This window comes from Sulfurospirillum multivorans DSM 12446 (assembly GCF_000568815.1).
GTDB lineage: Bacteria > Campylobacterota > Campylobacteria > Campylobacterales > Sulfurospirillaceae > Sulfurospirillum > Sulfurospirillum multivorans.
On the sequence record NZ_CP007201.1, the window covers coordinates 308,826 to 329,495 of the forward strand.

At 41.5% G+C, this 20,670-nt stretch carries 20 protein-coding genes; 13 read left to right on the top strand and 7 right to left on the bottom strand.

The genetic code is table 11. From position 1 onward, the window contains the following. The first annotated feature begins 166 nt into the window (after positions 1-166). The 6 genes from SMUL_RS17330 (at position 167) to ribD (ending at position 6,063) form a co-directional block, all read left to right on the top strand. Positions 167-430: a hypothetical protein gene (locus SMUL_RS17330; protein WP_223809746.1), complete on the top strand. Its 264-nt coding sequence runs from the start codon at positions 167-169 to the stop codon at positions 428-430. Positions 431-439: 9 nt separating this feature from the next. After that, positions 440-1,324, top strand: coding sequence for a homoserine kinase (gene thrB, locus SMUL_RS01625; protein WP_025343520.1), 885 nt, complete (start codon positions 440-442; stop codon positions 1,322-1,324). 279 nt (positions 1,325-1,603) lie between these two features. Continuing rightward, entirely contained in the window at positions 1,604-4,261 is a 2,658-nt protein-coding gene (gene infB, locus SMUL_RS01635) for a translation initiation factor IF-2 (protein ID WP_025343522.1), read from the top strand. Next, on the top strand, positions 4,258-4,635 hold the full coding sequence (gene rbfA / locus SMUL_RS01640) for a 30S ribosome-binding factor RbfA (RefSeq protein ID WP_025343523.1): 378 nt from the start codon (positions 4,258-4,260) through the stop codon (positions 4,633-4,635). The genes infB and rbfA overlap by 4 nt, the downstream gene beginning before the upstream one ends. Continuing rightward, positions 4,628-5,056, top strand: coding sequence for a ribosome maturation factor (locus SMUL_RS01645; protein WP_025343524.1), 429 nt, complete (start codon positions 4,628-4,630; stop codon positions 5,054-5,056). Before rbfA ends, SMUL_RS01645 begins: the two co-directional genes overlap by 8 nt. Next, the gene (gene ribD, locus SMUL_RS01650; protein ID WP_025343525.1) at positions 5,050-6,063 is read left to right on the top strand and encodes a bifunctional diaminohydroxyphosphoribosylaminopyrimidine deaminase/5-amino-6-(5-phosphoribosylamino)uracil reductase RibD; all 1,014 of its coding nucleotides are present in this window, start codon (positions 5,050-5,052) and stop codon (positions 6,061-6,063) included. The genes SMUL_RS01645 and ribD overlap by 7 nt, the downstream gene beginning before the upstream one ends. A gap of 4 nt (positions 6,064-6,067) precedes the next feature. On the opposite strand, the gene SMUL_RS01655 is transcribed toward ribD, so the two are convergent. Continuing rightward, a complete protein-coding gene (locus SMUL_RS01655; RefSeq protein ID WP_025343526.1) occupies positions 6,068-6,382 on the bottom strand; it encodes a DUF309 domain-containing protein in 315 nt (104 codons plus the stop codon). Next, a complete protein-coding gene (locus tag SMUL_RS16450) occupies positions 6,369-8,891 on the bottom strand; it encodes an EAL domain-containing protein (protein WP_025343527.1) in 2,523 nt (840 codons plus the stop codon). Before SMUL_RS16450 ends, SMUL_RS01655 begins: the two co-directional genes overlap by 14 nt. A gap of 187 nt (positions 8,892-9,078) precedes the next feature. On the opposite strand from SMUL_RS16450, the gene SMUL_RS01665 reads away from it, so the two are divergent. Further along, positions 9,079-9,294 (top strand): cold-shock protein, encoded by a 216-nt coding sequence (locus SMUL_RS01665; RefSeq protein WP_025343528.1) that lies wholly within the window; start codon positions 9,079-9,081, stop codon positions 9,292-9,294. Positions 9,295-9,297: 3 nt separating this feature from the next. On the opposite strand, the gene SMUL_RS01670 is transcribed toward SMUL_RS01665, so the two are convergent. From SMUL_RS01670 to SMUL_RS01680, 3 genes are read right to left on the bottom strand one after another with little or no spacing between them, the layout of a single operon-like run. Next, positions 9,298-10,467 (bottom strand): sensor histidine kinase, encoded by a 1,170-nt coding sequence (locus SMUL_RS01670; RefSeq protein ID WP_025343529.1) that lies wholly within the window; start codon positions 10,465-10,467, stop codon positions 9,298-9,300. After that, on the bottom strand, positions 10,457-11,116 hold the full coding sequence (locus SMUL_RS01675) for a response regulator transcription factor (protein WP_025343530.1): 660 nt from the start codon (positions 11,114-11,116) through the stop codon (positions 10,457-10,459). The genes SMUL_RS01670 and SMUL_RS01675 overlap by 11 nt, the downstream gene beginning before the upstream one ends. Next, positions 11,113-11,991 carry a cache domain-containing protein gene (locus tag SMUL_RS01680; protein WP_025343531.1) on the bottom strand — a complete coding sequence of 293 codons (879 nt, stop codon included), beginning with the start codon at positions 11,989-11,991 and terminating at the stop codon, positions 11,113-11,115. Before SMUL_RS01680 ends, SMUL_RS01675 begins: the two co-directional genes overlap by 4 nt. Before the next feature lie 328 nt (positions 11,992-12,319). Here SMUL_RS01680 and SMUL_RS01685 point away from each other — a divergent pair, with 328 nt between their 5' ends. From SMUL_RS01685 to SMUL_RS01695, 3 genes are all read left to right on the top strand, one after another. Continuing rightward, positions 12,320-13,315 (top strand): c-type cytochrome, encoded by a 996-nt coding sequence (locus tag SMUL_RS01685; RefSeq protein WP_025343533.1) that lies wholly within the window; start codon positions 12,320-12,322, stop codon positions 13,313-13,315. Between the two features lie 131 nt (positions 13,316-13,446). After that, positions 13,447-13,794, top strand: a complete 348-nt coding sequence (locus SMUL_RS01690) for a nitrous oxide-stimulated promoter family protein (RefSeq protein WP_025343534.1) — start codon at positions 13,447-13,449, stop codon at positions 13,792-13,794. Positions 13,795-13,823: 29 nt separating this feature from the next. Continuing rightward, positions 13,824-15,482, top strand: a complete 1,659-nt coding sequence (locus SMUL_RS01695; RefSeq protein WP_223809747.1) for a TIGR01212 family radical SAM protein — start codon at positions 13,824-13,826, stop codon at positions 15,480-15,482. A gap of 51 nt (positions 15,483-15,533) precedes the next feature. On the opposite strand, the gene SMUL_RS01700 is transcribed toward SMUL_RS01695, so the two are convergent. Together SMUL_RS01700 and SMUL_RS01705 are read right to left on the bottom strand one after the other, a co-directional pair. Beyond that, entirely contained in the window at positions 15,534-16,007 is a 474-nt protein-coding gene (locus SMUL_RS01700) for a hypothetical protein (protein WP_025343536.1), read from the bottom strand. Then, positions 16,007-16,288, bottom strand: coding sequence for an ECs_2282 family putative zinc-binding protein (locus SMUL_RS01705; RefSeq protein ID WP_025343537.1), 282 nt, complete (start codon positions 16,286-16,288; stop codon positions 16,007-16,009). The genes SMUL_RS01700 and SMUL_RS01705 overlap by 1 nt, the downstream gene beginning before the upstream one ends. A 527-nt stretch (positions 16,289-16,815) precedes the next feature. Between SMUL_RS01705 and phsA the strand changes: the two genes are divergently transcribed. The 3 genes from phsA to nrfD are packed head-to-tail and all read left to right on the top strand — an operon-like array spanning position 16,816 to position 20,657. After that, positions 16,816-19,107 (top strand): thiosulfate reductase PhsA, encoded by a 2,292-nt coding sequence (gene phsA, locus SMUL_RS01710; RefSeq protein WP_025343538.1) that lies wholly within the window; start codon positions 16,816-16,818, stop codon positions 19,105-19,107. Positions 19,108-19,122: 15 nt separating this feature from the next. Next, positions 19,123-19,695 carry a 4Fe-4S dicluster domain-containing protein gene (locus SMUL_RS01715; RefSeq protein WP_025343539.1) on the top strand — a complete coding sequence of 191 codons (573 nt, stop codon included), beginning with the start codon at positions 19,123-19,125 and terminating at the stop codon, positions 19,693-19,695. Next, positions 19,692-20,657 (top strand): NrfD/PsrC family molybdoenzyme membrane anchor subunit, encoded by a 966-nt coding sequence (gene nrfD, locus SMUL_RS01720; protein WP_025343540.1) that lies wholly within the window; start codon positions 19,692-19,694, stop codon positions 20,655-20,657. Before SMUL_RS01715 ends, nrfD begins: the two co-directional genes overlap by 4 nt. The last annotated feature ends 13 nt before the right edge of the window (positions 20,658-20,670 follow it).

Consider the following 20,670-nt stretch of genomic DNA (forward strand, 5'->3'; position numbering starts at 1 on the left):
AACGCTTACTTCGCCTTTACATGTAGGCATTTATGAAAATAACCAACTCATTAAAACGTATGAGACAGCGGAGCAAACGAGCGAAGTTTTGCCCTTGCTTTTTGAGGCTATTTTAAAAGAGTATCATCTTGTGCGTCTCTTTTTTGCGAGAGGTCCAGGAAGTTTTATGGCAATTAAAATTACCTACATTTTTTTAAAAACGCTCAGCATTACACTGAACATTCCTCTTTTAGCCTGCGATGGATTTGCTTTTAATGAAGGAAGAGCGATTCGTGCGATGCGCAATCTTTATTTTATAAAAGAAGCAAAAGCGATTACCACGGTGCGTTTGGAAAGCCCTGTGGAGCAACATTTTACATTACCGAAAGTTTTAGATGAAACCCTTTTCACGAACGAAATTGAACCACTTTATATGTTACCAGCAGTTTAGGAGCGATGTGTGAAGATAAAGATACCCGCGACCAGTGCCAATTTAGGACCCGGATTTGATTGTTTAGGTCTTGCCATCGCACTTTACAATGAAGTTTGCATTAAACCTTCAAGTTACCAAAGTATCTCTGTTAAAGGAGAGGGGGAAGAGAATGCAAAACTTAAAAAAAACAATATTTTTGTCTCTATTTTTTACGATATTTATCAAGAATTAGCGGGTAAAAAAGATCCTTTTAGGTTTGAGTTTTTTAATGCTATTCCTTTTTCAAGAGGGCTTGGAAGCAGTTCAGCCGTCATTGTTGGTGCCATCGCAAGTGCTTATGAGATGGCGGGTGTGAAAGCGAGTCGTGAGACTATTTTAAACAAAGCTATCTTATATGAAACGCATCCTGACAACATTGCCCCAGCCGTTTTTGGAGGCTTTACTAGCTCAGTGGTTGAAAGTGGAAGAGTAAGAACGCTGAAAAAAGTGCTTGGAGAGAAGCTTAAAGTGGTGATGGTGATCCCTGATCGCCCTATGTCCACCGCACATTCTAGGACACTGCTTCCTAAATCGTATCCGATGAAAAATGTGGTGTATAATCTTTCGCGCGCATCCTTGCTAACGGCAGCACTTTTTAGCGAAAATTGGGAATTTTTAAGAGTGGCATCCAAAGACTGTATGCATGAACATCGTCGCATGAAGCAGATGAAAGAACTTTTTGAAGTACGTGAGATTGCTTTAAGAAGTGGTGCATTGATGAGTACCCTCTCAGGAAGTGGCTCATCGTTTTTTAATCTCGTTAAGGCGGAAAATGCTCTAAAGGTTGCTACAGCGCTTAAAAACGCATTTGGAATGTTTAGAGTAGAAATCTTTGAATTAGATAATAACGGTTTTGAAATCGTAAAAAGCTGAAAGACAGCTAAAATTTGATATAATCAGGCGCAAAAATGAGTCAACCCATACGAATGTGCATTGTTTGTAGAGAAAGATCTTTACAACACAGTTTACAAAGATTGCAGATTGTAGATGGAGAGCTCATGCTCTTTTCCAAAGTTGGAAGAAGCTTTTATATCTGCAAGGCATGTATGACACACAATGAAAAGAAAGTTGTAAAAATACTCAACAATAAATGCAAAACAAATCACAAAGCAATGATGGAATTTGGTAAAATTTTTAAGGAGATAGGGTCGAATGGATAAAGTTCGTATAACCGAAATAGCAAAAGAACTGGGCATGAAGAACAAAGAAATCGTTGACAAAGCGGTAGATCTTGGTCTTGATGTCAAAGGGCATTCAAGTTCAATTAGTACAGAAGATGCCGAAAAACTCATGAATTACGTCTTAAGCGGAGAGACAGCACAAGCAAGCAAGCCGTCCCCTCAACCTAAAGCTCCAGAGATTAAACACGTTGAAGTCGTAGAGACTCCAGCACCTGTCGTTGAAAAACCAAAAGTACCTGAAGTTGCTGCTCCTAAAACGAAGACATTAAAAGAAAAAGAGCTTGAAACGGGGCATACCGCTCAAACTATCCCTCAAAAAGAGGTGGTTGAAAACGCAGTATCAGATGTCGTCGCAGATAAAGTAGAGACCGTAGACAAAGTAGATCCAACCAATGTACAAAAGCGCAGAGGTTTGGTTATTGTCAAAAAGAAGCGACCTGAAGTTAAAGAGGTCGAAGTTGAAGTAAGACAAAGCCCATCATCATTTTATGGTTCACGCGAGAGTACCCCTTCAAGGAGTATGGAGTCTATGTTTGCTACGTCTAACAGTGCAAGCGAACTTCAGAAAAAGAAAAAGAAGCTTAAAAAAATACCTGCTGAGAAAAAATCTACAACAGAAAAATTGGATATTGCTTTAAATATTGAGATGGGAGATAACCGTATTGATACGGAAGAAGAGGATATGATTGTCCTTCCCGATCTTAATGTGGGCCTCTTGGTGAATGAAGAAGCCAAAAAGAAAAAACAGATCGATCCAAGCCAAATTAGAACCACTAAAAAAACCAATTTTGTGATGCAAGGTATTCAAAGAGTTGGGCGAAAGCGTAGACGCCGTCCAGCGCAAGTGCAAGAATCCGAAGCGATTAGTGCGATTGAAATTCCTGAAGAAATTAGGGTGTATGAGTTTGCTGAAAAGATCAATAAACCGGTGAGTGAAGTCATTAAAGAGCTTTTCTCGTTAGGTGTTATGTTTACTAAAAATGACTTTTTAGATAAAGATTCGATTGAAATTTTAGCAGAGACCTTTGGCATCAATGTGACAACGGTTAATGATCAAGAAGCGTTTGACTATGTTAAAGCGTACGATGATGAAGGCGAAGCTAGTGATCAAATTCTTGTCGAGCGTGCTCCTGTTATCACGATTATGGGTCACGTCGATCATGGTAAAACATCTCTCTTAGATTACATTAGAAGTGCCAAAGTCGCTGCCGGTGAAGCAGGTGGCATTACCCAACACGTGGGTGCTTATATGGTAGAGAAAAATGGTCGAAACATTACCTTTATCGATACCCCAGGCCATGAAGCATTTACGGAAATGCGTTCACGTGGTGCGAAAGTGACCGACATCGTTATCGTTGTTGTCGCTGCCGATGATGGTGTTAAACCTCAAACTAAAGAGGCGATTGAACATGCAAAAGCGGCCAATGTTCCTATTATTATTGCCGTCAACAAAATGGATAAAGAAGCCGCCAATCCTGATCTTGTCAAAGCGCAACTTGCAGAGCTTGGTATTACCCCTGTTGATTGGGGTGGAGAGCATGAATTTGTGCCAGTATCTGCCAAAACAGGTATGGGTATCGAAGACTTACTTGAGACTATTTTATTGCAAGCAGACGTTTTAGAGCTCAAAGCAGATCCTAGTCGTGAAGTGAAAGCAACCGTTATTGAAAGCTCCCTCGAAAAAGGGCGTGGTCCTGTCGCAACCGTTGTTGTTGAAGATGGTACGATGCGTGTGGGCGACATTGTGGTTGCTGGCGTTGCCTTTGGTAAAGTCAAAGCATTGCTCGATGATCTTGGACGTTCCGTCAAAGAAGCACTTCCTGGTGAGCCAGTCGTTGTGCTAGGGCTTAGCGAAGTTCCAGGCGCTGGTGATACATTGATTAGCGTTAAGACGGATAAAATTGCACGTGAATATGCGAAGAAAAAAGCAGAATACCTCCGTCAAAAAGAGCTCTCCAAAACGACTAAAGTAAGTTTGGATGATCTAAGTGCGATGATTGCAGAGGGTGCTTTAAAAACATTGCCTGTTATTATCAAAGCGGATGTTCAAGGAAGTCTTGAAGCCATCAAGGGCAGTTTAGAAAAAATCAGAAATTCTGAAACCAAAGTTAATATCGTTAGTGCAGGTATTGGTGGCATTACAGAGAGTGATGTCGCGATTGCGAGTGCGAGCTCAGACTGTATCATTCTAGGTTTCCATGTACGACCTACAGGTGTGGTTAAAGAGAAAGCAAAAAGTGCTGGTGTTGAAATTAAAACCTACAATATTATCTATGATTTGATTGATGATGTCACCAACATTGTGACAGGCCTCATGGCACCGGTTATTCGTGAAGAGAATATCGGTCAAGCAATGGTTAGAGAAGTCTTCCCTGTGCCAAAATTGGGACACATTGCAGGTTGTATCGTAACGGATGGAACCATTAATCGTGGTGTTAAAATCAGGGTTATTCGTGATGGCGTTATCATTTATGAAGGCAGTGTTTCATCCCTTAAACGTTTCAAAGAGGACGTTAAAGAGGTGGGCAAAGGGTATGAGTGTGGTGTAGGTATCACAGGATACACAGATATTAAAGTCGGCGATTATATCGAGAGCTTTAAAGAGGTTGAAGAAAAAGCGAAACTATGATAGACAAAAGTATTAAAATCCAGAGAACCCAAAGCGTTTTAAGAGAACTTATTCCTGAGGCGCTTTCAACGTTAGAAGATGAGATGTTACGCGGGGTTTGCGTGATCGATGTTGAGTGTAGCCGTGGAAAATACGATGCGAACGTCTATTTAGATGGTTCTGTGTATGATGAAAAAGAGAAAAATTACATTCTTTCACGATTGGATCGCGTTCAGCGTCACATTCAAACCCACTGTATGCAAGCAGAAGGTTGGTTTCGCTGCCCCCGTTTCACGTTTTATTTCGATGATAGCTTAGAGCGCCAAAATAAGATGGATGCTCTGTTTGCCAAGGTAGATGAAGAGCTCAAAAAAGGTAAGAATAACGATGCTTGATCAAGAAAAAATTGTAAAAATTGTAGAGAGCTGCGGTGTCTCTTTCTATGATACCGAAGTAGCCAATGAATTTGATAAAAGAATTTTTCGTCTTTACATTACGTCAAAAGAGGGCATTAGCCTTGATAAATGTGCGGAGATTAGCCGTATTTTATCCCCTATTTTTGATTTAGAGCCACCACTTGAGGGTGAGTATCTTTTTGAAGTCAGTTCTCCTGGCATTGAGCGCAAACTCACTAAACCTGAGCATTTTACAGCTTCCATTGGTGAAAAAGTTAAAGTCAAGCTGAACAGTAAAGAGAAATTCATCGGGCTTCTTGAGAGCTTCGCTGACAATGTTGCCTGTGTTCGCGTTGAAAATGAACTCAAACAGATTTCACTGAATGAGATCGAAAGTATCCGAACTTATTTTGAATGGTAAGCGCGTTTGACACTCTTTTAATGCAAAAAGCACTTGATGCTGCTTGGGCGTATCAGGTGCTGACGTTTCCAAACCCTGCCGTGGGCGCAGTTGTGAGCAATGACCAAGGCGATATTTTGGGGTTAGCGGCACACCAAAAAGCGGGATCGGCTCATGCTGAAGTACTCGCGATTAAAGCAGCTTACGAAACACTCACAGAAGATAGGCGCATCAGCGACATCGAAGATGCGAGCGAACTCCATACATTTTTAAAAAAACATCACACCCATCTTTTCCACAATCTCTCTTTACATGTAACCCTAGAGCCGTGTCACCATTTTGGCAAAACCCCTCCATGCTCCTCCTTGATTGAAGCGCTTCATTTTAAACGGATTGTTATTGGCTCGTATGATGAAAGTATGGCACAAGGCGGTGGGGCGTATCTTCAAAGCAAAGGGATGGAGGTGCATTTTGGATGTCTGAAAAAGGCGTGCGATCTGCTTTTATCTCCTTTTACATGTAAAGAAAAAAAAGAGCCGTTTCTCTTTTTTAAACTCGCACTGAGTGCGAATGGCGTGGCTACGGGCGGGATTATTACTTCGCTTGATTCGCGCATTATGGTGCACCGTTTACGGGATCGCTGTGATCTTTTAGTTATCGGAGGCAATACGGTTCGAACCGATCGTCCCATTTTAGATGCGAGGCTGTGTGAGGGTAAAGCACCCGATGTGCTTATTTACTCTCATCACAACGATTTTGATTGTACCATTCCTCTGTTTGACACTCCTGATCGCTGCGTAACCGTTGCTTCTGATCTTAATCACGTCAATGACTATGCAATGGTGATGGTTGAAGGAGGGCAAGGGCTTTTGGATGCTCTTTCAAATGAAATCAAGTGGTATTTGATCTTTGAATCACCGCATGAAAAAGAGGGGAAGACGATCGTTTTACCCACAGGATTACAAAAGGTTTTTTCTCAAAGAGTGGGCGAAGATACGATGAGTTGGTATTTTAAACACACCTCTTAAACGTTTACATGTAAAGCGAATATTTGCGTAATAAAAGCGCTTGAGCCTCTTCGTAGCGTGGGGTTAAGGATGAAGGTGTGGAGGCAATTAGCGGAGCGTATTTTTCATACGTTTGCCACACGCGTAAAGCGCCCTCTTTTTTCCCTTTGCACGCCAATGCCAAAGCGGTAGAGGCATTGATCAGTCCTTTAAGGATTTTGGCTTCATCGGCGTGCTCTGGAAGTTTTTTCAAACGATGCCACTCCACTTCCAATACTTCGTGTCCTTCGACAAACTCATCACGTTCAACGACGTTCAAAAATGCTTCAATGGCTAACATAATGACTCTTTAGTTTTGTTTTTGGGGAAGGTTCATGCAAGTAGAAGCCTTGTGCAAAGTCAATGTCAAGCTCTTTGACTTTTTCTAAGATCTCTTTTTTATGAACAAATTCAGCTACGACTAAAATACCCAAGTTTTTAGCAAAATGGGTAATTGTTTTTACCGTCGCATACGCATTGGCATCGGTATCAAGGTTTTTAATCAGTGAACCATCGATTTTGATGAAATCCACATTGAGGCGCAGTAAGTATTCAAAGTTAGAATACCCTGCACCAAAATCATCAATCGCAAGCAAACAGCCGTATGTGCGTATCTGCTGCAAAAATGTTTGCACTTCTGTGGAGTCTTCAATGCCCTCTGATTCGACGAGTTCTAAGGTGATGTGCCCTTGAAGTGTGGGGTATTGGTGTAACATATCCATCAAAAACGCCGTTGTTTCTTGGTTCATAATATCTTCTTTGGTGATATTGATCGAAATATCACAATGCAGCTCCAAAGCGGCTCGCAACCCCTCTTGAATGACAAAACGTGTGAGTTGGTCGTACAGGTGCATGCGTTTTGAGAGGTCAATAAAATGAAAAGGGGAGATAATGCGTCCATCGGTATTAATGAGGCGAATCAGTACCTCATACTTTTTGCGCGCGTTCTTCTTTACATGTAAAGGAACAATTTCCTGCAAAAATATGGTAAAACGGTTCTCTTTAAGCGCACTCATGATGGTTTCATTCCACTGAATGTCTTTTTGCAAACGCTCTTCAAAGCCTTTATTGTCATCGTAAACCACGAAATTTTTGCGAGATTCGCGTGCCTCTTTCATGGCTATTTCCGCACGGTTGTAAAGATACCCAACCCCGTTGGCAATGCCAAAACGAAGGGTGAGTGGGTAAAACGATTGTTGTATGAAAAGCCCTTCATGCGAGAGAATGGCAAGAATGTGTTGGCACTCATTGTTAAAGGCTTGGTCAAGAAGTGGTGTGTCGCAAAAGAGGGCAAATTCATCACTTTGGAGATGAAAGAATTGCCATGTTTTTGGCATAAGCTGTTTGATTTTAAGGGTTAAATGGCGCAGATAGAGGTCTCCAAAAGCTTGTCCATGCAGGGTATTGATGTCACGAAACCCACAAATATTGAGAATGGCTAAGTGCGGTGCTTGGCTGCGTTCAATGGCTTCAAAGAGAAACTTACGACTGGGCAATTCCGTGAGCTTCTCTTTGCGCAGGTGTTCCACTTGTTCAAACAGCTCACTGACATCGTAACGAATCGCAATGTACTCATGAATCGCTCCTTGCTCATCAAACAGTGGCATAATCACCGATTTGACATAGTAAGCACTGCCGTCTTTGCGACGGTTTTTCACAACACCTTTCCAGGTATTTCCCTCTTTTAGGGTTTCCCACATCTCTTTAAAGAAGTTTTGAGGGTTGTCTGGATGGCGGACAATGTTATGAGGTTTGCCTAAAAGTTCCATTTCGGTGTAACCTGAGATAGCCATAAATTGAGTATTGGCATAGGTAATAATGCCTTTAGCATCGGTTTTGGAGACAATCGTATTTTCATCAATCGCCTCTTTGTAGTGTTCTAAGAGGTGTGATTGTTTTTCATGCTCACAAATCAGATGCGCAATTTCACCCAGTTCATGTTCTTGACGTGAAAGTGCTGCGATGTAATTGAGATTGTGGCTTTTAAGTGCCATGGAGATGTATCGAATTGGTGTGAAGATAATCTTATAGGTAAGGGTATGAAACAGTACAATGCCTCCTAAAACAATGATAAATCCTGCAAAAAGTAGAAAGTTTTGCATTTCAGCCATAAAAAGAAGCATCGAAGAGGTGTAGTAAAAATCAAGATAACCGATCACGTCATCCTGCAAGGAGCAAAGTGGAATCTCAAAGTGCTCTTCTAAGGTAGGATGATCACTCGCAGAAAAAAGTGACGCTGTTCCAAGGCTCACGTATCCCATACTTTTAAGAAAAGCATCATCAAAAAGTCGTCCTAAAACCAAAAATCCTTTTGGATCACCCGTGCGTTTCAAATCAGCCGAGGTATGAATGGGTGCTAAAAAAAATTGGACAAACGTACCATCTTCGTAGTGGTAAAATTCTTTAAAAGAGGACTTTGAGGCATCAAAAGAGGATAAATCGAAATTTATGGTTTGAACGTCGTTACTTTTATGGCGATAAACCTGCTTTTTGGAAGCATCAAAGATAAAAATATAATGCAGCCCAAATGTGGGAAGTAGAGGCTCTAAATTATCCTTGCTCCAGCTTAAATCTTGGGTGTTCACAAACGTTGCCATTTCATCCCAGCGTGAGTAGTTAAGGCTCATTTGCCTCAGAGGAGTCTTTTCCAGATTTAAGACGGCTTTGTAGCGTTCAAACACACTACTTTGCTCGTGTGCGATCTGCCTTTGCTCTTGCGTTTTTTTACTAAACCAGACACTTGTCATTAAGATCAGTGTGCAAGAGAGGATGATTGTGCTGTAAAGTGCGTATGTTTTTGCTATTTTCATGTCTCAGTATAGTTAAAAGCAATTTAAATTTGCTTTATTTTAAAAAATAAGATACACTATTTTCCTAGAAAGATGAGGTTCGAGTTCATCTTTGGTAGTTTTTTGATACGTGACCTTTAGTTAGCATCCTAAAATACTCCAAAAATACTCAATTTTCTACTTTTCGATCTTATAACAGGAGCATAGAATGGCTTTATTAGAGGGAACCGTTAAATGGTTTAACAATGAAAAAGGTTTTGGATTTATCCAACCAAACGATGGCGGAAAAGATGTATTCGTACACTTTCGTCAAGTAAATAGATCAGGTTATGGTCGTGTATCTTTGGCAGAAGGCCAAAAAGTCACTTATGAACTAGGCGAAGGTCCAAAAGGCCCACAAGCTGAGAACGTAACAGCACTATAATTTTTAGGAGGAGATTTTCTCCTCCTTTTCCTCTTTTCTAAACCAATAGCTAAATTCACTTCCTTTTTTCTCTTCCGATTGCACTTCAATCACAACACCATACTTATCACAAATACTTTTCACAATACTAAGCCCAATTCCAAAGCCACCTTTATAGATGTCACCTCGGTAATGGCGCTCAAAAATCTTCTCGACCTCCTTAATTCCCACCCCTTGATCTTTGACTTTAAAACAGAGTCTGTCGTTGTCTGAGTTTAATGCGACTTCGATGATGGTTTGCGTGGGCGAATATTTGATCGCATTGGTCAGATTGTTGTCGATGATGCGTTGAAGCTCAATGCGGTTGATGCGCACATAAAGCTGAGGCTCGATGTGTGAACAAATCGTAATCTCTTTTGAAGCGCTCAGAGCTTCAAAGTACGCAATGCGATCTTCTAAAAACGTTGAAAAATTGAGCAGTTCGGTTGTGTAGGTGATCGTTTTATTTTTGATGAGGTACTCCAAATCATCGTATAACGTTGCAAGGGTAGAGAGTGCCGCAAGGGTGCGACCGAGGCGTTTGTCTTTGTATTTTAGAACCAGCCCTTCGATATTGAGCTGCATAATGCCCAAAGGTGTTTTAAGTTCGTGCATCACATCGGTGAAAAAGAGATTCATACGCGTGGAAGTTTCGATGTAGGGTTTAAGCAAGAGTTTTAACAGCAGGTACGAAAAGAGCAACATTCCCATCAAAACGACGCCAATAATGACCAAAATATCAAAAATAACTTGCGAATGCGAGATCTCTTTTTGCACGATTAAATACTTTACATGTAACGCATTCGCAGCCAGAGGATGTTTGTAAAAAAGCGAGTTCTCATTGGTGACAAATTCATCGCTAAAGCTTGGAATGGGCTCTTCGATCAGTGAAAAAACGATGCGGTTGTTGGCATCTAAAAGCGCACTTTTAAAGAGGATGGAGCGTGGAAACAAGAAAGTTTTTTGAAGTGGCAAAATGCCTTGAATGGTTGCTTCAATCTCTTTGGCATAACTGCGCAGCTGCGTCTCTTGATTGACTTGGCTGAGGCGCAGTGAAACGGAGAGGTAATTTAAAATGGGAAATGAGACGAGTAAGAGCGTCAAAAAAGTGAGAATGATGGCGAAAATAAACGCATTTTTAGTCTCACTTTTCAATTTTGTATCCTATACCTTTCGCGGTGATGATAAAGTCCTTATCGGTCTTGTCGCGCAGTTTTTTAATCAGCATGCGTATGTCATTATCACCGACTTCTTTGCCTTCCCAAACGTATTCGTGGATGAGCTCTGTGGAGATAAAATTGCCCCTATTTTTTACCAAAACAAAGAGCAATTTGCGTTCATAATTGCTGAGATTGACCTGCATCTCTTCAAACCAAAGGCTTTGGTCGTCACTATGGTAGGAAAAACCATGCGTGAGGGGAATGACATCGAGTGTCGTATGCAGATGGTAACTTTTAAGCGTTTGCGAGACACGGTACTGAAGCTCTTTGAGTGAAAAAGGTTTACGCAGATAGTCATTACAGCCAAGCTCGTACCCCAAAGAGAGGTTGTTAATGTCCGTCAGCGAAGTGATGAAAATGATCGGTAGATCAAGTTTTGCTTTGCGAATCTCTTTGAGGATTTCATAGCCGTCCAGATGCGGAACTCGAATGTCCAAAAGGGCAAGATGGTACTGCTTTTCAAAGAGCGCATCAAGTGCAACAAGCCCATCTTCAAAGGCATCAACTGCATAGCCCATCTCTTCTAAGGAGTCTTTGATGCTTTCATTGTAGGTGTGGTCATCTTCCAGCAGTAAAATTTTCATCGAATCAGCACCTCACGTTTCTGTGAGTCTTCAATTGCAGGCTCCAAGGTCTTTACATGTAAAGGGGTCGCGCGAGGTGTCAATGAGGCTCGAAGGAGCAACGACTCTTTGAGCAAGGACTCTCCAAACCAGATTCCAATGTAACCGACCTGTTTGGCTTCAATGTCAAACAGCGGCGTAAAGCCAAAGAGGGCATCGTTAGAGCGCGCAAACCCTTTCTCCAGCGTAGACGTCGAGATGATGGAACTAAGGGCGTTGATGCACCCACTAGGGCAACCGTTACTAACGATGACGTAGTTATCGATTTGGGTCAGCTCTTTCATCCATTCGCCAATTTCTAAAAGCTCTTTATCCATTAAAATGACAAAATTGATCTTTTTGGCGTTCAGCTTTTGCGCGACTTCATCAAAACTGATGATGATTTCGAGTGAGCCGATAAACTCATTTTTAGCATAAATCGGGCAGAGTGCTTTGATGTTGAGGCGTTTGCCAAGTTCAATGGCAACGAGGGGCATTTTAGTTTGTTGCAGGAGCGCTATGCCTTTGCGAAACGTGGAGAGATCATCACCATAACCTTCAAAATCCCAACTTCGCACATAGGCTCTAGCATCTTTGGTATGGAGTTGTACTTCAAGGGTTTCAATGTGCAGATACTGTTTGATTTTAGAAATTTCGCTCTGTAAGGTTTCAAAAAGTAACGCACGATCATTTTTAAGGTATCCCGCTTTGAGTGTCTCATTTTGAGAGAGCATCAGTGCAATGCTAAGGGCGAGTTGTTTTTCATGGGAAATCAACTCTTGGGTCAGTCCTAGCACACTCTCCACACTGTTTTTGGCATCTTCGATGTAAAGGTTGTGGTTCGCGCGATAGATCAAAAAGCCAAGAGTGAGTATGAGGACGAAAAAGAGTCCAAAAAAGAGTGCAAATGCACGAAATGTTTTGATGGGAAATCCTTTAAAATCATTAGAGTTCTGGAGAACTCTTTACACGTTTTCAAAGCGAAGCTTTCAAAACTACGTTAACACTGGGTTTTCTTCGGCAGAAAGCCCGCGCACCCTTGGTGCTTTCCTTCTTGCAAATTGAATTTTGCAAGAAGTCTATTATGACTTGAATTATAGCTCAAAAGGGCGAAGTGGAAATTGACGAAAAATTGACGGAAAAAAACTATGATGGTGGTTATAGAAAATTTTAAGGAGATAAGAGATGAAAAAAGTATCGATTCTTGGAACAGCGCTACTCTTTTTGGGTGCAAGCGGGCTTTTTGCATTTGATGTGGGTGAACTTGCTAAACGAAGTGACCATGGTTTTAAACCTGTTGTGGTGAAAGATTGGCAAGCGCCTGATGAAAAAACGATTCCTAACAATATGTTTGGTGAGTATGTGCGCTACGGCAAAGCCTTAGTTCAAGAGACTTATAAATACATTGGACCTGAAGTAAATGATCCTAAAATGCGTTATGCAGGGAATAATCTTTCCTGTAATAATTGCCATCTTGACGCGGGAACTAAAAAATACTCTGCTGGTTTTATGGGTGTTTTTGCGAATTTTCCACAATACCGTCCACGTGAAAATACGATCGGTAATATTGAAGAGCGCATTAATGGGTGTATGCAACGCAGTATGAATGGTAAACCATTACCTGAAAACTCTAAAGAGATGAAAGCGATGGTTTCTTATATGTATTGGTTAGGTCAAGGCGTACCGATTGGCGCGAAAGTTGAAGGCGTCTCTTTGGTGAAAGTCGATCGTAAAATCATCATGAGCCGTGCGGCCGATCCGATTGCGGGTGAAAAAGTGTACAAAGAGATGTGCGCTTCATGTCATGGTGATAATGGTCAAGGTGTCAAACGTGAGGGTAAAGCAATGGGCTATGAGTTTCCGCCACTCTGGGGAAAAGACACGTATAACACAGGAGCTGGTATGTTTAGATTGATTAAATCAGCCGATTGGATTGTCGCCAATATGCCTTTGGGTGCTACCAGCGATGCTAGAATTTTGAGTGATGATCAAGCCTATGATGTCGCTGCTTATATGAATAACTACGACAAAGAACGCCCAATTAAAGCCAACAAAGAGAAAGATTTCCCTGATGCCGTTGTGAGAGCAGCTGATAGCGATATTGGACCATACAATGATGACAAAAATCGTCACCAACACAAATTTGGCCCTTACAAAGGGATCATTATTCCTGCAAAATAAACACCTTGTGGCAAATTTCGGTTTGCCACAGACTTCAACCCCTGCTTTAAAAATTGACACTGCTTTGCTGTAATAACGTTAGGTTTAGACTATTTCTTTATAATACGGTATAAAATCAGAAAAGAGCCTCCATGACCAAAGAAAAACTCATCTCCGACACGCAAACCTTGCACCGTTTTATTCAACTGCATTGCGACAAAAAGCATCACGATGTTCCCAAAAAGAAGGGCGCTTTGCAGGTGAGTTTTAAAGAAGAGTCCTTGTGCGATCTTCCCTATCATATCTGCGAAGAGTGCGAGACGCTTTTTCTCTACGCGTATGGCAAGCTTAAAAAGTGTCCGCATGAAAATAAACCGAGTTGTCGCAAATGCCCTGATCCATGTTATGAAAAATCGATGTGGAAAAAGATGGCAAGCGTAATGATGTTCAGCGGTATGCAGTTTGGACTCACTAAAATACGCAAAATTTTTTCCAAATAATGCTCCCCTACCTCAGTCACAAAGCCTTTATGCGCTCCCATTATGGCGAAGCACTCTTTAGCATTCCTGTCAATTTAGAGTTTGGCTGTCCTAATCGCGAACGTGATGGCAGTGGAGGCTGCTCTTTTTGCCCCGAACACGGAGCGCGTGCGGCGCAGATTGCGGATGCAAAAAGCGTGGAAGAGCAGATAGAAAAAGCAATTTCTTTTGCTAGAAGACGATACAAAGCCTCTTCGTTCGCACTCTACATTCAAGCTTACACAGGAACTTTTGCCTCGTTGGTCATGCAAAAAGAGGCGTATGAAAAACTGCTGTCGCTCTACCCTTTTCGCGCGTTACATGTAGGCACACGTCCTGATTGTCTCAGTGAATCGACGCTGGAGTATTTGCGTGAATTAAACCAAAAAATAGACGTCGTGGTCGAACTGGGCGTGCAAACTTTGCACGATGCAAGTTTAGCGCACATGAACCGAGGGCACGATGCCGCTTGTTCGCTGAACGCAATTAAGCGTTTACATGTAAAGGGTTTGAAGGTCTATGCGCATCTCATTATTGGCTTGCCTAATGAGAATTTAGAGATGTGGAAACAGAGTCTGAAAGGCTTGGTGGACGCTGGCATTGATGGCATTAAATTTCACAATTTGCATATCATCGAAAATACCGATCTGGCGCGCGAATTTTCTCAAAACCCTTTTGCGCTTTTAAGCGAGTACGAATACGCCGAAGCGCTCATCGAGCTGTTGCGTTTGACGCCTTCACACATTCCTATTTTGCGCCTTGCCACCGACACGCCAACACATGAACTCATCGCTCCCAAATGGCACATGGCAAAAGGACAATTTGGCGAATACATTGCCCAAACGATGCGCTATCGTGGCATCAAACAAGGCGATTTGGTCGAATCTAAGCGTGAAGAAAGTTATGAAATACCACAAAAAATCGATCTAAAAGATGGAAGTTCGACTTTATGGAGTGAAACGTACCATGATTATTACCATCCCAAAGCAGGTGCGTACATACAAGCCGAAACGCTTTTTATTGAAAAATCAGACCTCAAAGCACGCCTTGAAAAAGGCGATGTGAACCTTTTAGAGATCGGTTTTGGGATGGGTTACACCACATTTAAAGCGTTAGAATTAGCCCAAACCTTAGCCAAAAATCGTTTACATGTAAACACCATCGACCAAGATCGCATGCTCTTGCAAACGGCATCTGCCATCGTTCCCAATGCTTTACATGTAAAGATGTTGAACGCACTTTTTACATGTAAAACCTACGAAGATGATTTTACAAGGATTGACTTCCACACTATCGAAGCGCGCTATGGTGTCACGCTTTTGAGCGAGACATTTGATGTCATCTTTCTAGACCCATTTATCGAGAGTAATAACGCTTCGCTCGTCACCTTAGAATTTTTCAAAAACCTGCGAAAATTGCTTAAACCTGATGGCATTTTGGTCGCCTCAACCACTTTACATGTAAGCCAAATCGGACTCAATCTCGCAGGCTTTGACGTGCAAGTCGCCAATGATGAAAACAGCGACATCAAAGGTGTCGTCGCCACACATTCTACGGCTTCAAAATCGTTACATGTAAAAGAGCCGTACCGCGATCCTTATGGTGTTTGGAGTGATAAAATGATAGAAAGCGAGCATCAAAAAATCTTTACATGTAAAGGCAGAAGTTAAAAGTTTAGCCCTGACCCCCTATGTACTTTCTTCATCTCAAAACCTTTTTCTTTACAGTGTTGGATAAGATAACTTCTCATTATGTGCTTGCGCATCATCTTCCCAAATAAGCCGTACGATATGCTTTGGTCTTGTTTGCATATAAACTACAGTCATGAGTTCAACAGACTGATATTTTTCCAAACTCTCCATCGGAAATTTATCAGTCACTTCTGAATCAATGACCACATCGTTTCCTTCTGGAAACTCTATTCTCACGTTCCTTGCAGTTGATGCACCTTTATTCCATATTTTTAATCGATACTTACTACTACCTAATTTTATAAAAGATGCTCCGAGATCAGCTCTTTTCTCTTTAAGTAAATCCTCACTTTCTTTTTCTAATAAAAGTTTGTTCAGTTTCTCTTGGCTTTCAAAAAGTGACTTCTGCTTTTTATTGAAGCTGACTGTTTGCCAAGTTGCATAGCTAGACAATAAAAAGGCTAAGCCGGCAATTATATCTCCTGTATCAATAGCTACTGGCATTACTTAAACCTAATATTTTTATTACCAGAAAATGCCTTTTCTAAAGACTTCTGCAGTTCATTGGTTAAATCGTTCACAATTTCTTCTTTCGTCTCTGAAATATGCTCATGAATATTTTCACTATTTTCTTGGATTAGTTTGTCTTTATTGAATTCTCTTTTACATGAAGCACACGTTATTATTTGAATAGTTTCGTCTACTCCTTCATCATACGAAAAATCAGAGCAACCACATGTTGGACACAACAACTTTATACTTCGATTATATTTTTCAAGATTCATGTTATTCCTCCATTTATTAAGAATTAATGGAACTTAATGGTGACAGGCTACTTTTTTATATTCTCATCTCATTTTATATTTTTAACATGTAAAAATTTTATCTGACCATTTTGAGACAAATTATTGTAGCAAAATAACAGAAAATAGGGGTCAATGCTAAACTTTTAACATTTCCCCATTAAACGCCAATTTTATACGTTAAATTGTAGCCAAATTTCGTCTGCAAATCTTTACATGTAAAGATTTTTCACGTATCAAAAAACCAACCATCCTTTTTATTCTATGAAAAAAAGCTTTATTTGTAACGCTTACGACTTCTTTTTAAACAAAGTATCTTTACATGTAAACGTAAAAACATCAAAATTTACGTTATTTTTACGTCATAGAGTGCCCTGAAGCACGATGAAAAGCCTACTTATATAAAATCTTCTACAAAAAAAGTATTTAAAAGTCGTCTTTAAAGTTTACATAAAATTTACATAGCTTTTCTAAGATACCACTATGAAATCTTATGAAAAGGATGAAAGATGACTCAAATGCTTAGCCGAAGAGGATTTTTAAAACTCTCTTCTACTGCAGCGGCCGTTGCAAGTCTCTCTTCGATACCAGGGACTCTTGGGGCGATTGAAGAGAGTAAAAAGCAATACAAAGGTACAACGAAGTTTACACCGAGTATTTGCGAGATGTGTACGAGTTCGTGTACCATTGAAGCGCGTGTGGAAGAGGGGAAGGGAATGTTTATTCGCGGTAATCCTGCGGATAAAAGCCGAGGTGGCAAAGTCTGCGCTCGTGGTAGTGCAGGGTTTAATCAACTCTATGATCCACAACGTTTGGTCAAACCGATTATGCGTGTGGGTGAGCGTGGGGAAGGAAAGTGGAAAGAGGTCAGTTGGGACGAAGCATACACTTTCATTGCCAAAAAACTGGATGAGATCAAGCAAAAACACGGTGCGCATACGGTGGCATTTACCGCACGCAGTGGTTGGACGAAAACATGGTTTCACCATTTAGCACAAGCGTATGGCTCTCATAACCTTTTTGGTCATGAAGCGACCTGTCCATTGGCGTATGGAATGGCGGGTAAAGATGTATTTGGCGCAGGCGCTAATCGTGATTTTGCGAAAGCAAAATACATCATCAATATGGGTCACAATGTCTTTGAGGGCATCGTTATCTCTTACGCTCGTCAATACATGGATGCCCTTGCAAATGGTGCAAAACTGGTAACTTTGGAGCCAAGACTCTCTGTCATGGCGGCAAAGTCAACCGAATGGCATGCCATCAAACCAGGGCACGATCTTCCGTTTGTTTTAGCGTTTATGCACACACTGATCCATGAAAATCTTTACGATAAAAAGTTTGTTGAAAAATACTGCGAAGGCTTTGAAGAACTTAAAGCGAGTATTGCGGAGTATACACCTGAAAAAATGGCAACCGAATGTGATATACCAGCCGATACCATCAAACGTTTAGCGCGTGAGTTTGCAAAAGCGGCTCCAAAAGCGATCTTTGACTTTGGTCACAGAGTTACGTTTACACCACAAGAGTTGGAGCTTCGCCGTGCGATGATGATGATAAATGTTCTTGTTGGTGCGGTTGAGAGAGATGGTGGTTATTACCTCTCTAAGGGAGCGGATTATTACAACCAATTTATTGGCGAGGGTGATCCAAAAGCATTTAAACTTAAAAAACCAAAAACACCAGCGTATCCAAAAGTCGAAGTACCACGCATTGACCGTATTGGCGAGAAAGACAGTGAATTTTTCCTTGCAGGCAAAGGTGAGGGTATTGTCACATTGATTCCTCATGCGACACTGACAGAACTTCCAGGTGTGGGGTATAAACTTCACGGATGGTTCATTGCACGTAACAATCCTGTTATGACACAATCCAATATGGAACATGTCATCAAAGCGATTAAAGCGATGGATTTGGTGGTGGTTGTAGATATTCAAGTCTCTGATACCGCATGGTTTGCTGACATCGTGCTTCCAGATACGACCTATTTAGAGAGAGATGAAGAGTTTACTGCCAGTGGTAGCAAAAATCCAAGTTACGGGGTCGGTCGCCAAAAAGTGGTTGAGCCTATTGGTGAGAGTAGAGCACCATGGCGTATTGCTAAAGAGCTCGCTGAAAAAATGGGACTCAGTGCGTATTTCCCTTACAAAGACATTGAAGATTATCGTTTGCAACAAGTGGGCGATAACATTGATCTTCTTGCAAAACTTAAAGCGACAGGAAGTGCTAGCTTTGGTGTGCCTTTGATGCTTCAAGAGAAAAAGAGTGTGGCTGAGTTTGTGAAAAAATACCCAAGTGCTGCGAGCAAAGTGAATGAAGAGGGCACGATGGACTTCCCTCATAAAATCAAACTTTTCAGCCCAAGATTAGAAGAAGTTTCTAAAAAAGGCGCTCTGAGCTATGAGCCTTATAAATACAAAGAAGCGGATGAACTCTACTTCGTTAATGGTAAATCAGCGGTGCGCTCAAACAGTCACAACGGTAACAACGCATGGCTTAACAACCTTTTAGACGATGCGGCGGTGTGGATTCACCCAAAAACTGCTGAACGTCTCGGTATTAAAAATGGTGACAAGATCGATGTTTATAACAAATACAGCACTCAAAAAGGCAAAGCGCTTGTCACCAAAGGGGTAAGAGAAGATACGATCTTTGCTTACTTCGGATTTGGTCACATCAGCAAAGAGCTCAAACGAGCTTACGGCAAAGGTGTTAACAGCAATTCGCTTTATTCGCCTTTGGTATCGCCAAATTCAGGTATGAACCTGCATGTCGTTGGCGTCAAAGTCAAAAAAGCGTAAGGGGAGGAGAGAACAATGGCAAAAAAATATGGAATGATCCACGATAACAATCTGTGCATCGGCTGTCAAGCGTGCAATGTTGCGTGTAGATCGGAAAATCAAATACCAGAATCCGTGTACCGTTTACAAGTATGGGTCAAACAAGAAGAGTACCCTAATGGAACGCTTGGCTATGAATACCACCGCCAATCCTGTGTCCAATGTGAAAACACACCGTGTGTGAGTGTTTGCCCAACTAAAGCGTCTTATGTCAATGACGAGGGCATCGTGTTAGTCGATGTGGATTTATGTGTGGGCTGTTTGTACTGTGTTGCAGCGTGCCCTTACCAAGCACGTTATGTGCATCCAATTACCAAAGCGCCTGACAAATGTACTTTCTGCCATGAATCACGATTGGCTAGAGGTGAAGAGCCAGCCTGTGTCACCGTGTGCCCAACAGACGCACTTATTTTCGGTGATCTGAATGATCCGAAAAGCAAGATCAATAAAGCACTCTCAGAGCGCGTAACGTATCGTCAAAAAGAGTCTTTAGGCACTCAACCAAAAATGTTTATTGTACCAAACCACAAAGGAGGGATCAGATCATGAATCAGATATGGGGCTCAATGGAGCAATACTCAACACTCGTATGGCATTGGCCAATTGCGGTCTATCTCTTCTTAGCAGGTCTCTCAGCAGGTGCGGCGATGACGTCGTTAATCGTTAAATGGATAGAGGGTAACGGCAAGCCTCCTTGGGATGGTCTTATCAAAGCAGGAGCAATTCTTGCGCCTCTTACAATTTGTCTTGGTCTTTTCTTGCTAATTTTCGACCTTACACGACCATTGCATTTTTGGAAATTGTTGATTCATTATAACTTTGGATCGGTTATGACACTGGGTGTTTTAGCGCTTTTTATCTATACTCCACTCAGTTTTCTCTACACAGCCATCAAATTTAAACCGTGGTTGTTTGAAACAGGACCGTTTGCAGGACTTCTCAAACCTTTCCGTGGCATTATCGATAGCATAGGTGATAATCCTGCATGGTTAGAGAGAACACTGTTCTTGTTTGCTGTTATCATCGGTATTTATACAGGATTTTTGCTCTCAGCAATGTACAGTTATCCGTTGTTTAATACCCCGTTATTGCCGATTCTTTTCTTGGCTTCCGGTCTTTCATCGGGTGTGGCAGCGTCTATTCTCTTTGGACTTCTTTTCTTCAAATCAGAAGTAAACGAGAAAAATGCTAAGTACCTCCTTGAACTCGACCTTCGGGTTGTGCCAATGGAGTTGTTACTTCTTTTTACTCTCTTTGTGGGTATGTACTTTCAAGGTGGCGATAAAGCGATGGTTGCTATTCAAGCGATGACAACAGGTATTTGGGCTTTTGTTTTTTGGTTCGGTGTGATCGGTGTGGGTATTGCTACGCCACTTCTTATCGCCGTTACAGCGCTTAGACACCATGCGTACCGCGTAGGTTATATTTTACTAAACTCTGTAGTGGTTCTTATCGGTGTTATCTTTTTACGCCTTTACATTCTCTACGCAGGACAAACCTTCGTAGGATAAGCTTTCATCCTAA

Bases quoted from the DNA above. Each gene is read 5' to 3' on its own strand.
- SMUL_RS17330 (WP_223809746.1), top strand. From the start codon at position 167: ATGGCAATTAAAATTACCTACATTTTTTTAAAAACGCTCAGCATTACA.
- infB (WP_025343522.1), top strand. From the start codon at position 1,604: ATGGATAAAGTTCGTATAACCGAAATAGCAAAAGAACTGGGCATGAAG.
- rbfA (WP_025343523.1), top strand. From the start codon at position 4,258: ATGATAGACAAAAGTATTAAAATCCAGAGAACCCAAAGCGTTTTAAGA.
- SMUL_RS01645 (WP_025343524.1), top strand. From the start codon at position 4,628: ATGCTTGATCAAGAAAAAATTGTAAAAATTGTAGAGAGCTGCGGTGTC.
- ribD (WP_025343525.1), top strand. From the start codon at position 5,050: ATGGTAAGCGCGTTTGACACTCTTTTAATGCAAAAAGCACTTGATGCT.
- SMUL_RS01655 (WP_025343526.1), bottom strand. From the start codon at position 6,382: ATGTTAGCCATTGAAGCATTTTTGAACGTCGTTGAACGTGATGAGTTT.
- SMUL_RS16450 (WP_025343527.1), bottom strand. From the start codon at position 8,891: ATGAAAATAGCAAAAACATACGCACTTTACAGCACAATCATCCTCTCT.
- SMUL_RS01665 (WP_025343528.1), top strand. From the start codon at position 9,079: ATGGCTTTATTAGAGGGAACCGTTAAATGGTTTAACAATGAAAAAGGT.
- SMUL_RS01675 (WP_025343530.1), bottom strand. From the start codon at position 11,116: ATGAAAATTTTACTGCTGGAAGATGACCACACCTACAATGAAAGCATC.
- SMUL_RS01685 (WP_025343533.1), top strand. From the start codon at position 12,320: ATGAAAAAAGTATCGATTCTTGGAACAGCGCTACTCTTTTTGGGTGCA.
- SMUL_RS01690 (WP_025343534.1), top strand. From the start codon at position 13,447: ATGACCAAAGAAAAACTCATCTCCGACACGCAAACCTTGCACCGTTTT.
- SMUL_RS01695 (WP_223809747.1), top strand. From the start codon at position 13,824: ATGCGCTCCCATTATGGCGAAGCACTCTTTAGCATTCCTGTCAATTTA.
- SMUL_RS01700 (WP_025343536.1), bottom strand. From the start codon at position 16,007: ATGCCAGTAGCTATTGATACAGGAGATATAATTGCCGGCTTAGCCTTT.
- SMUL_RS01705 (WP_025343537.1), bottom strand. From the start codon at position 16,288: ATGAATCTTGAAAAATATAATCGAAGTATAAAGTTGTTGTGTCCAACA.
- phsA (WP_025343538.1), top strand. From the start codon at position 16,816: ATGACTCAAATGCTTAGCCGAAGAGGATTTTTAAAACTCTCTTCTACT.
- SMUL_RS01715 (WP_025343539.1), top strand. From the start codon at position 19,123: ATGGCAAAAAAATATGGAATGATCCACGATAACAATCTGTGCATCGGC.
- nrfD (WP_025343540.1), top strand. From the start codon at position 19,692: ATGAATCAGATATGGGGCTCAATGGAGCAATACTCAACACTCGTATGG.